This is a genomic window from Fructobacillus durionis (assembly GCF_900112405.1).
Lineage (GTDB): Bacteria > Bacillota > Bacilli > Lactobacillales > Lactobacillaceae > Fructobacillus > Fructobacillus durionis.
This window is the reverse complement of record NZ_FOLI01000001.1, coordinates 549,686-561,365: the sequence shown is the minus strand read 5'-3', so window position 1 is coordinate 561,365 and position 11,680 is coordinate 549,686. Positions and strand designations below refer to the sequence as shown.

The 11,680-nt window shown below is 45.0% G+C and carries 12 protein-coding genes; 11 read left to right on the top strand and 1 reads right to left on the bottom strand.

What is annotated here, in order from left to right:
- The 11 genes from BMZ93_RS02585 to glnA all read left to right on the top strand — a co-directional run.
- Window positions 1-657: DUF1542 domain-containing protein (locus tag BMZ93_RS02585; protein ID WP_143404269.1), on the top strand; the 657-nt coding region annotated here is incomplete at its 5' end.
- A gap of 223 nt (window positions 658-880) precedes the next feature.
- The gene (locus BMZ93_RS02580; RefSeq protein ID WP_091501897.1) at window positions 881-1,096 is read left to right on the top strand and encodes a cold-shock protein; all 216 of its coding nucleotides are present in this window, start codon (window positions 881-883) and stop codon (window positions 1,094-1,096) included.
- A gap of 3 nt (window positions 1,097-1,099) precedes the next feature.
- Window positions 1,100-1,675: an NUDIX hydrolase gene (locus tag BMZ93_RS02575; protein ID WP_091501895.1), complete on the top strand. Its 576-nt coding sequence runs from the start codon at window positions 1,100-1,102 to the stop codon at window positions 1,673-1,675.
- On the top strand, window positions 1,665-1,964 hold the full coding sequence (locus BMZ93_RS02570; RefSeq protein ID WP_091501893.1) for a hypothetical protein: 300 nt from the start codon (window positions 1,665-1,667) through the stop codon (window positions 1,962-1,964). Before BMZ93_RS02575 ends, BMZ93_RS02570 begins: the two co-directional genes overlap by 11 nt.
- A 9-nt stretch (window positions 1,965-1,973) precedes the next feature.
- Entirely contained in the window at window positions 1,974-2,654 is a 681-nt protein-coding gene (locus BMZ93_RS02565; RefSeq protein ID WP_091501891.1) for a 5'-methylthioadenosine/adenosylhomocysteine nucleosidase, read from the top strand.
- A gap of 23 nt (window positions 2,655-2,677) precedes the next feature.
- A complete protein-coding gene (ytpR, locus tag BMZ93_RS02560; RefSeq protein WP_091501888.1) occupies window positions 2,678-3,334 on the top strand; it encodes a YtpR family tRNA-binding protein in 657 nt (218 codons plus the stop codon).
- A gap of 12 nt (window positions 3,335-3,346) precedes the next feature.
- Complete coding sequence (murC, locus tag BMZ93_RS02555) at window positions 3,347-4,681, top strand: UDP-N-acetylmuramate--L-alanine ligase (RefSeq protein WP_091501886.1); 1,335 nt, start codon at window positions 3,347-3,349, stop codon at window positions 4,679-4,681.
- Window positions 4,682-4,758: 77 nt separating this feature from the next.
- A complete protein-coding gene (locus BMZ93_RS02550) occupies window positions 4,759-5,484 on the top strand; it encodes a Bax inhibitor-1/YccA family protein (protein WP_091501884.1) in 726 nt (241 codons plus the stop codon).
- Window positions 5,485-5,557: 73 nt separating this feature from the next.
- Window positions 5,558-8,248 carry a DNA polymerase I gene (gene polA, locus BMZ93_RS02545; protein WP_091501882.1) on the top strand — a complete coding sequence of 897 codons (2,691 nt, stop codon included), beginning with the start codon at window positions 5,558-5,560 and terminating at the stop codon, window positions 8,246-8,248.
- Between the two features lie 211 nt (window positions 8,249-8,459).
- Window positions 8,460-8,801, top strand: coding sequence for a MerR family transcriptional regulator (locus BMZ93_RS02540; protein ID WP_091501880.1), 342 nt, complete (start codon window positions 8,460-8,462; stop codon window positions 8,799-8,801).
- Between the two features lie 42 nt (window positions 8,802-8,843).
- Window positions 8,844-10,190: a type I glutamate--ammonia ligase gene (gene glnA, locus BMZ93_RS02535; RefSeq protein WP_091501942.1), complete on the top strand. Its 1,347-nt coding sequence runs from the start codon at window positions 8,844-8,846 to the stop codon at window positions 10,188-10,190.
- Window positions 10,191-10,288: 98 nt separating this feature from the next.
- On the opposite strand, the gene BMZ93_RS02530 is transcribed toward glnA, so the two are convergent.
- Window positions 10,289-11,512, bottom strand: a complete 1,224-nt coding sequence (locus BMZ93_RS02530) for an MFS transporter (protein WP_091501878.1) — start codon at window positions 11,510-11,512, stop codon at window positions 10,289-10,291.
- Window positions 11,513-11,680: the final 168 nt, after the last annotated feature.

The window sequence follows — 11,680 nt, the reverse complement described above, 5'->3', positions numbered from 1 at the left end:
GGTGCACGTGATCAAGGTATTTTGGATATTCAGCGCGATGCCGCGAAGGCAGCAATTGATAAGGCTGTCGCAGACGCCCAAGACAAGTTGGCAAACAACGATAAGCTGACGCCGGATGTCAAGCAAGAGCAACAAAATGTTATCGATAAGGCAGCGGATGGTGCTAAGAATGACATTGATAATGCTCAGGATAAATTAGCTATTGATAACGCGGTTGATAATGGTAAGAACGCCATTATCAATTTGAGTAACATCATTGTTCTACCAACTACTGGTGGTGAAACTCGTGAACCAGCAGCTGTTCCAACGCTTGCAGTTTCAACTAACTCTGAAGTTGTGGCAACGCCAACGGTTACATCTGAACCTGCACGAGCAACAACGACTCAGTCAGAGACCCCAGCAGCTCAGACACAGACCCAAACAGAAGTACCTGCGGCAAATGAAGCAACTCAAGTGGAATTGCCAAAGACAACGGATGGAAAGAAGTCTAAAAAACCAACAAAGGCAAAGCAAGCAACGAAGTCAGTAAAGGAGCCAGAACATGATTCTGTCATCTTTAACAGCTTCTTGGGTGCTGTTGTCGCATCGCTAGCTGGATGGCGTGGATTTGTTTGGTTTGCAAAGAAAAAGGAAGAGGATGATGAAGAACAAAAGTAAATAGATAGTCTAATTACTTGAATCATTCTTTTAGCACCTCCTATTAATTGATAGGGGGTGCTTTTTCTATACATTAGATTAAGGGGAGATTTTAGACAGTATCAAGGTGAGAGGTTGTTCTTATTTAGAACAGTGTTCTGCCTAATATCTAATAAAATAGTGTTCAGAAGGTTCCTGAGCGACTTTTCCACTTAGTGCAATATTTTTTTGATATAATGAAGGTATGAAAAAAGGTACAGTAAAAATTTGGCAACAAGACCGTGGATACGGTTACATTACACCCGACGAAAAGGGTGATGACATCTACGTTCACTTCAATGGAATTGCAGGCGAAGGTTTTAAGTCCCTGCACCCAGGTGAACGAGTACAGTACGTGCTTGTACAGGGAAAGGATGCTTTCCAGGCTGCTCAAGTTTCCGAAATCAAAGAGGAGGACTAAGCCGTGGTTAAGAAGGAAGAGTTCTATTCTAACGAGGTCATGTATGAGGGACCAATCTTTAAGATTGATTCTCGTCGCGTTAAGCTTTTTGATGGTACGATTGCACAGCGTGACGTTGTGACTCGTGGACCAGCTGTTGGTATTTTGCCATTGGTTGATGAAGACCACGCAGTTTTCGTTAAGCAGTGGCGTGAACCAGTGAAGGACTTCGTTTTGGAGATTCCAGCCGGTAAAGTCGATGCCCGTGACCATGGCGATGTGAAGACAGCCTGTCATGAAGCGGCAATCCGTGAACTAAACGAAGAGATTCGCGTTCATCCTGGACACTTAGAAGAGTTCGCCGACGGTTTTGAAGCCGTTGGCTTCACTGATTCCAAGATTGCCCTCTATGTTGCAACTGATTTGGAACACTTGGATGGTTCAGATCAATTGCCACGTGATGAAGGGGAATTCTTGGATATCATCACGGTTTCTTATGACGAGATGACAAAGATGTACGAAGCCGGTCAGTTGAACGATTTGAAGACTTTGGCAGCTTACTTCCACTGGACAATCCGGAGGCTTAAGAATGGCCGCTAATTTTTTCAATCGCAATAAAGAAAATCGTGAACAACGTAGCCGAGCACGTCAACGCCGTCGAGTCGAGCGTGAATACGCTAGGGAACATGAAGACGAAGTGACGGTTGTGGAGCCTGCTAACCGTGCCGAAATGCGCTTAACGCATAAAGGTAAGTTTGAGTTAGGTTCTGACGGGCAGCTCACACAACGTGGAAAGACCGACCGACTCTCATGGCGCTACAACCGTCTGATGATTTTAGTCGCCTTTGTCACGGTTGTGATGTACGCATTGTTCTTCGCGTTACCATAGGAGGAGTCCATGAAAGTTGGAATTATTACCCCAATGGCTGAGGAAAAGAAGGCTTTGACTGCTGCGTTAAATGACGCACAGCTCGTTTCCTTTTCAGACCTCGAGATTTTGGTTGGAAATTATCAAGGGCAAGAGATTTTCTTAGCCGAGTCAGGAATCGGAAAAGTCGCTGCGGCAACCGCAACGACAATCTTGACCCAGGTATTCGATGTTGATGTTGTGATTAACACTGGATCAGCGGGTGCCTTACAAACTGAATTGGCCATTGGCGATTTAGTTATTGGTACAGAGTTAGCATACTTTGATGCCGACGTAACAGCCTTTGGTTATGACTACGGCCAATTGCCAGCCCAGCCCGCACGATTTGAAGCCGACCCTGATTTAGTTGCTGCTTTTTCTGATTTAACAGATGCTAAGCAGGGACTCATCGTAACTGGTGATACTTTCGTTCAACAGGCGAAAAAAGAGAGTATTAAGGCTAACTTCCCGGATGCCTATTTGGCCGAAATGGAAGGGGCAGCAGTTGCCCAAGTAGCCACTCGTTTTGGTAAGCCATTCATCGTTTTGCGTGGCGTTTCAGACCAGGCGGATGGTGAGTCAGACGTTGACTTCGATGAATACGTTGTTCAAGCAGGACAACGTTCAGCTGAGTTGCTCTTGGCTTATCTAAAATCATTATCAAATAAGTAAACTTATTAAAAAGGACAATAACCATGATTGCAGTTTATAATCAAGCAGCAGAAGGTGACATCCTGATGCTGACTTTTGCTCCATCTAATGGGCGTCAAAATGTTGAAACAAAGGACAATGTGACGGTGGTGACAGACCCTGAATCAGGTGATTTGTTAGCTGTAAACATTGCTGGTTTAGCCGACAAATTGGGATTGACTGATGAAGCTGGTCAAATCTTTTTGACTGATGAACAAGCAGCGATTGTCACAAAGGCGATTGCCGATGCTGGCTTTGACATTCAAGTTGAGGCAGAACCATCTAAGATGGTTGTCGGTCTTGTTGAAGAAATGACGGAACACCCAGATTCTGATCACTTGCACGTGACGAAGGTTGACGTTGGAGCAGACGAACGACTCCAAATCGTTTCTGGTTCTCCTAACATGGAAACTGGAATTAAGGTTGTGGTTGCACAACCTGGTTCAATGATGCCTTCAGGTGAAATCATCTGGCCTGGTGCACTTCGTGGTGTACCATCAGCAGGGATGATTGCTTCTGGTCGTGAATTGAAGTTGGAAGGTGCACCTGATAAGCCAGGTGCTTTGGTGCTTCCTGATGACTTCGGTCCTGTTGGTGAAGCCTTCTCATTTGAAAAGGCAAAGGACCTATACAACGACGGACGTATCGATACGAATTACTAAAAAGAGAGTACTATGCCTAAGAAATATTACTTCATTGGAATCAAGGGAACGGGAATGGGTCCACTAGCTCAAATCCTGCATGACCAAGGTAACGAGGTTGTTGGTTCTGATATTGATAAGTTCACTTATACTCAGGCACCTTTGGAAAAGGCTGGAATTAAGATTCTATCCTTTGATGCTAAGAACATTGAGAAGTACAAGGACTACATCTTTGTACGAGGAAATGCCTTCGAAGATGACCAAGTTGAAGTACGAGCAGCACTTGATGCAGGGGTTAAGATGATTTCTTATCCCGATGCGGTTGCTGAACAAATTGCACAGGCGACAACCATTGCGGTTGCTGGTGCGCACGGTAAGACATCAACAACTGGTATGTTGGCCCACGTGATGAAGAACGTGGCCCGCACTTCTTACTTGATTGGTGATGGAACTGGTCATGGCGTGAAGGACTCACAGTTCTTTGTTTTGGAAGCGGATGAATACCGTCGACACTTCAAGCCATACCATCCTGATTACGCCATTTTGACGAACATCGACTTTGACCATCCTGATTATTACAAGGATTTGGATGACGTTTTCTCAGCATTTGAGGACTTCGCCAAAGGTGTGAAGAAGGGAATCGTTGCCTGGGGTGATGACCCATCTTTGCAAAAGTTGTCAGTCGATGTACCACTTTACTATTACGGTGACGTGGCGGGACGTGATGATTTCTTAATTGATCAGATTGATAAGGAAACAAACGGTTCAAACTTCCATGTTTCATTCCGTGGTAAGGACTTAGGCAAGTTCTTCATCCCAATCTTCGGTCAGCACAACATTTTCAATGCGACAGCGGTTATCGCGGTTGCCTACCTTGAAGGGTTGGATTTGGATGGTATTCGTGAACACTTGAAGACCTATCCAGGTGTTAAGCGTCGTTTCTCTGAAAAGGTTGTGGACGGTGTGACCATCATTGATGATTACGCTCACCACCCAACTGAAATCCAGGCAACTTTGGATGCCGCCCGTCAGGAACATCCTGACAAGGAAATCGTCGCTGTCTTCCAGCCTCACACCTTTACCCGTGTGATTGCTTACAAGGACGAATTTGCTAAGGTCTTGTCGAAGGCTGACACAGTCTACCTGACACCAATCTTTGGTTCAGCCCGTGAAGCAACTGGAACGGTGACTGCTGAAGATATCGCGAAGGAAATTCCTGGTGGCGCTACAATTATCACTGAAGATAATTTGTCACCACTTTTGAACCATGAAAACAGTGTCTTGGTCTTCATGGGAGCAGGGGATATCGAAAAGTACGAGTTTGCCTTTGAAAAGTTGCTCGGACAGATTCAGTCAGATCGGTCTTAATCAATTTTAATTTTCACTTAGTGTAAATTATTTAGAATATTACAAAGAGATTTATAAAATATACGAGGAGGTATATCATGAATAACTTTGATTTCAACACACGTCGCGATGTGACAGGTGCTGATGAAGGAATGAAGCTCTTTTTCCAAAAGGTGTATGGCTTCATGGCTATCGCCTTGTTGGTAACTGCAATTTCTGGATTCATCGTACAGAAGTTCTTTTTGCCACAAGTCATAACGCTTTTCACTGGTTCATGGATTGGAACAATTGCCGTTGTTGCCATTGAATTGGTATTGGTTGGTATGATTCGTGGGGCTTCAATTAAGAACAACCCAGCGAAGGCCTTTGGTTTGCTAATGACTTTTGCCGTCGCACAAGGATTGACGCTTGGAATTCTCTTAGCTTTCTACACGTCAGCTTCTGTTTTGGCAGCCTTTGGTTCAACTGCAGCGCTCTTCGGTGGAATGGCCGCTTACGGTTTCTTCACTAAGAAGTCACTTGCTGGAATGGGACCTATCTTGTTCGGTTTGTTGATTGGCTTGATTGTTGCTTCATTGATTAACATTTTCATGGCATCATCAGGTTTGCAACTTTTGGTTTCCTTTGCATCAGTTATTATCTTTGCTTTGTACACGGCTTACGATAACAACATGCTTCGTCAAAACTACGTACAAATGGCAGGCCAGGGAGCAGATGACTCACAATTGACAGGAATTGCTGTCGTTGGTGCTTTGATGCTCTACATGGACTTCATCAACATTTTCTACTCACTCTTGCAACTCTTCGGAGATCAGCGTGACTAATCATTAATAAAAGAAGCTCGCTTAGGCGAGCTTTTTTTATGCTAAAATCGAAGAAGATAAACAAGGGGTATTTATGAGTAAAAAGATTCTTTTAATTGATGGTAACTCACTGGCATTCCGTGCCTTTTATGCCATGTACCAGCAGCTTGACCGAATGGTAACACCTGAAGGTTTGCACACGAACGCCTTAGTTGCCTTCAATAACTTTATAGAGTCAATTGTCCTACCAATGCAGCCGGATATGGCCTTGGTGGCCTGGGACGCTCGTTCCGGAAAAGAAACATTCCGTGGTGACTTATACCCAGAGTACAAGTCTGGCCGTGACAAGACGCCGGCCGAGTTCAAGGAACAGTTCCCATACTTGCATGAAATGGTGGAGGCTCACGGATTACACAACTACGAGCAGGTTGGTTTAGAGGCCGACGATATCATCGGGACTTTGTCACGAGTTGGACAGGCCGCTGGTGATCAAGTGATTATCATTACTGGTGATGCCGATTTGACTCAGTTGGTTACGGACGACATTACGGTTAAATTAACTAAGAAGGGTGTCACTCAAGTTGAAGTTTATACACCAGACTTCATCATGGAACAGTATGGGATTACACCAGCCCAGATTATTGATAAGAAGGCCTTAACGGGTGATACTTCTGATAACTATCCTGGTGTAACCAAGATTGGTGAAAAGACTGCCCTCAAGCTCTTGAAGCAGTACCATGATTTGGAAAATTTGTACGCCCACGTCGATGAGATGAAGCCTTCTAAGATGAAGGAACATTTGATTGAAGATAAGGACATTGCCTTCCGTGCACAAAAGTTGGCTACGATTATTACCGATGCTAAGCTTCCAATTGGACTCACGGACATTGAATACCATGGTCCTAAGGAAAAGGGATTAGTTTCGCTCTTTGAGAAGTTGCACTTCAAGCAGGCTTTGAATAAGCTACGCGCCAATTCACTCTTTGATGACAATGGTGAAGCAGCCGAAGAGGCGGAGACCAAACAGGGAAACTTCACAGAAGTAAAGGAGTTGACCGCTGACGTATTGAAGCAATTGGTTAAGGAAAAGTCCTTGGCATTCCACATCGACACGACAGGTCCTAACTACCATACAGCCGACATGTTTGCCTTTGCCTTGGGGAATGATAAGGTTGGCTACTATGGTTCCCGCGACTTTACACTCTTCGATAATGAAGATTTGCGTCAAATTATTGAATCAGAGGATATTGCCCTTCAGCTCTTTAATGCCAAAGAGCACTGGGTACTTTGTCACCGCCTTGGCCTGAACTTGGCAGGGGCTGACTTTGACTTCTTATTGGTGGCCTACCTCTTGGATACGGTTGGCAATGATAACGTTCTGTCCACACTTGCCGGTCGTTTTGGCCGTTACCTAGCCAATGACGAAGAAATCTACGGTAAGGGTGCCAAGTTTGCTATTCCTGAAGACGATAAAGTCTTAATCGACCATATTGGTCATAAGGCGCAAACGATTTTTGATCTCCGTGATCAGGCCTTTGCGGACCTTGATGAACATGAGCAGGGACATCTTTACAACGACATTGAATTGCCACTTTCCTTTGTGCTAGCAAAGATGGAAGCACAGGGCTTCACTGTGAAAGAAGACCGTTTGGCTAAGATGGGCCAGGAGATGGACGAGCAAATTGCCAACTTGAAGACTGAGATTTATCAGATGGCTGGTGAAGAGTTCAATATCAATTCAACCAAGCAATTGGGAACGCTTCTTTTTGATAAGATGGGCTTGCCTGTTATTAAGAAAACCAAAACAGGCTACTCAACGGCTGTCGAAGTGTTGGAGAAGTTGGCCCCACAAGCGCCAATCGTTGAGCATATTCTGGCCTACCGTCAGTTGGCTAAGTTGAAGTCCACCTATGTGGATGGCTTGTTGGCCGTTGTTGACCCAGCGGACCATAAAGTCCACACGCGTTTCTTGCAGACGTTGACCCAGACGGGTCGTTTGTCATCTGTTGATCCAAACTTGCAGAATATTCCAATGCGTACTGAAGCCGGTCGAAAGATTCGCCACGCCTTTGTGCCAGCACACGAAGGTTGGGAAATCTTTGGTGCTGATTACTCACAGATTGAATTACGAGTGTTGGCTTCCATTACTGGTGACCCCGCTATGGAACATGCTTTCGTAGAAGACGAGGATATTCACGCTGAAACAGCCCGCAAGGTCTTTGGCCTGCCAGATGATGCACCAGTCGATGCTGAGCAACGTCGTACAGCTAAGGCGGTTAACTTTGGAATCGTCTATGGTATTTCAGATTACGGTTTGTCAAAGAACTTGAACATTCCTCGTAAGGATGCCAAGAACTTCATTGAGACATACTTCAAGGAGTTCCCACGTATTCACCAGTGGATGGGACAAATCAAGGAGCAGGCACATAAGGACGGCTATGTTGAAACGATTGAACACCGTCGCCGCTATCTACCTGATATTAACGCCAAGAACTTCAATACCCGTTCCTTTGCAGAACGAACGGCGATGAACTCACCAATTCAGGGTTCTGCCGCTGACATCATCAAGATTGCCATGATCAAAGTCAGTCGGGCCATCGAAGAGAAGGGCATGCAAGCCAACATGCTTGTGCAGGTGCACGATGAATTGGTCTTTGAATGTCCAAAGGAAGAGTTGGAAGAACTCCGCGAGACTGTCACAAAGGTGATGGATTCCGCTGTTAAGCTTGCCATTCCTTTGAAGGTTGAGTCACACGCTGGACCAACCTGGTATGAAGCAAAATAGTTAAAAATAAAAAAGAGCCAAATTCTAGGCTCTTTTTTGCTATAAATCGTTGATTTTAAGCCATTTAACTGATTTTTTTAAAAATAAAGTTTAGAATGAAACTAGACCAATGACCATACCAATTCGGGGGTCAAGGTCAAGAAACCTAACCAATTATTATACAAAAATATGACTTTCGGCTATTATTTTTAGCAAGGGGGATGGTTGAATCGTGAAAAGTTCAGAATTACAACGAAATAAGGCTGTCTTGCCAATGTCTGTGGTACGTGAGCTTACCTTACTTTCGGATCGTCAGATTCGATACTATGAGGAACACGGGCTCGTGAAACCCAAAAGAGGAAATGGTGGTCAGCGCCGTTTCTCTTTGAACGATATTGACCAACTCTTACGGATTAAGGATCATTTGGATGCAGGTGATTCGACCAAGGATATTAAAGAGCTCTTTGATAAGGCAAACCGTCTGAAGAAGATTCGCGAGGAAGATGCCGATTCTTCACTACGTCGTTCTTTGCAAGACGAATTTGCGCAAATTGCCCGTTTTAATCAACCTTAGCCAGAAACGTGCATGAAGAAGTTAAACAAATTGGGGGAAAAGATGTCAAAGCAACTAACCAAAGAAGAAATCAAGCAACGCGTTAAAGACGAGAACGTTGAATTTATTCGCGTGACTTTTACCGATGTTTTGGGAATGATTAAGAACGTCGAAGTGCCAGTTTCACAATTGGACAAGGTCTTGAACAACGACCTAATGTTCGATGGTTCATCAATTGAAGGGTTCGTTCGAATCAACGAGTCAGATATGTATTTGTATCCTGACCTTTCAACTTTCTTGATTTTCCCTTGGGCAACCGATGAACACGGTGGTAAAGTCGCCCGTTTGATTGCGGATGTCTACAACAAGGATCGTACACCATTTGCTGGTGACCCACGTATCGCCTTGAAGAACGCCGTTAAGAAGGCCGAAGACGAAGGCTTTACTGCATTCAACGTTGGTACTGAACCAGAATTCTTCCTCTTCAAGATGGATGAAAACGGCAAGCCAACGATGGAATTGAACGACCATGGTTCATACTTCGATTTGGCCCCAATGGACATGGGTGAAGACGTTCGTCGTAAGATCGTTTTGACTTTGGAAAAAATGGGCTTTGAAGTTGAAGCTGCCCACCACGAAGTTGCGGAAGGTCAGCACGAAGTTGACTACAAGTACGCGGATGCCATTGATGCAGCCGATAAGATTCAGACTTTCAAGTTGGTTGTTAAGACAATCGCTCGTGAAAATGGCTACTATGCAACCTTCATGCCAAAGCCAGTTGCTGGTATCAACGGTTCTGGAATGCACGTGAACATGTCACTCTTTACTAAGGACGGCAACGCCTTTGACGGTAAGGACGATGACTACATGGGTCTTTCAACAACAGCCATGAACTTCTTGGGTGGACTTTTGAAGCACGCCCCAGCCATCACTGCCATTGCGAACCCAACGGTTAACTCATACAAGCGTTTGATTCCTGGATTCGAAGCACCTGTTTACATTGCTTGGTCTGCATCAAACCGTTCACCAATGGTTCGAGTACCAGCTTCACGCGGTATGGCAACTCGTTTGGAATTGCGTACGGTTGATCCAACAACCAACCCATACACTTGCTTGGCAGCCATCTTGGTAGCCGGTATGGATGGTATCGATAACCATCTCGAACCAATGGCATCCGTTGACCGTAACATCTACTTGATGGACGAAAACGAACGTAAGAAGGCTGGTATCAAGAACTTGCCTGACACGCTCTTGGATGCTTTGGAAGAATTGGAACAAGATCCAACAATCATCGACGCAATCGGTTCACACATCACCGACAAGTTTATTGAAGCAAAGCGCATCGAATACTCTTCATACCGTCAGTATGTTTCAAAGTGGGAACTTGATAACTACTTCATGCAATACTAAAATAGTTCAACTTAAAAAGTCCTCCGAGAATTCTCGGAGGACTTTTTTGGTGCTTTTATTGTTGGTTATGCGGAGGGCATACCAGCAATTAGGACGGCTTACTTAATCGTTTCCTTGCGGGCTACGTTGAAGTAGAAGAGGGTCCCGTTAATGACCATGACAATCGCTGAGAAGATGAAGATGGCCCGGTAATCAAAGATGGAGGCAATGACAGTACCGGCCATTGGCCCGGCAACCGCTCCGATGTACATGAAGGACTGGTTGTATGAAAAGACCAGTGAAACCATTTCTTTTGGTGTGTTGCGTGACAGAAGGGTTTGAACGCCGGGCATCAGGGTAGCATCGGCGATTCCAACTGCAAAACGGCAGAAGATTAACCAGAAGACAGTTGATACAAAGGCCGTTGGGAAGAAGGCTAGGACGGCTAAGATAAAGCCGGCCTGAATCATGTACTTGGTTCCGATTCGGTCACCAAGTCGGCCGAACCATGGGGCAAAGATGAAAGTCGCACATCCGGGCATAGCAGCCACCACTCCAGTAATGAAGGTAATGTTTGACTGGCCGTGGAGTACTTCGTGAACGAAGAGGGCCACGATTGGGTTGATGGACATGTTGACCGTCTGAACTAGTGCTGTCGTAACAAAGAGGCCAAGTAGTAAGTTCTTATTTGGTAGGTCACGGAATTTGTGTGATGGAGCAGGCTCACTATCATCCGTTGTTTGTTGAGCTGCCTGCGGTGCTTCTTCTTCAACAAAGAGCAGAATGAAGATGAAGACGATTCCAAAAATGACGGCGGTGATTAAGAAAATCATCCGGTAGGACATGAAAGATGCTAAGGCTCCACCGACAAGGGGACCAATTAGGTTACCGCCAGTAAAGCCGGTCGTTACAATTCCTAGAGTTCGTCCAACTTGATCACGGGGTGCTTGCGTAGCGATTAGGGCGTTGGCGTTGGACACGAAACCACCCAGTCCTCCTTGAATGGCACGGAAGAGGAGTAGCTGCCAGATGTTTTGGGCGAAACCGTTGAAGGCCATGAGAACACCCAAGCCTAAGGCGGCACGGAGCATCATCAGCTTGCGGCCCTTTTTATCGGCCAGCTTACCCCAGAGAGGGGAAACGATGGCGGAAACCATGAAGGTTACGGCAAAGGCTGCCCCTGAGTAAAAGTTTAGTTCCTGCCTTGAAAAGTCACCCAGTGTTTTGATGTAAAGGGAAAGAAAAGGAAGAATTTCGGAGAAGGCAATACCGGTCATGAAGACGGCTATCCAAACAATCCATACGTTTCGTTTCCAATTAATTGCTTTGTTTTCGTTGGCCATTTGTCCCTCCTTTATATTGAATGCTATTTAAATAATATTACTCCTTTTATTTGCAATTTTCAGCTAAGTTCAAGGGGAGAAGATGTTTTGGACTTTTATATTAGATAAAGGGTATAAATTTTGTCCTTTATTATGCTCATTTCAGAACATAATAAGGGACAAATTCTA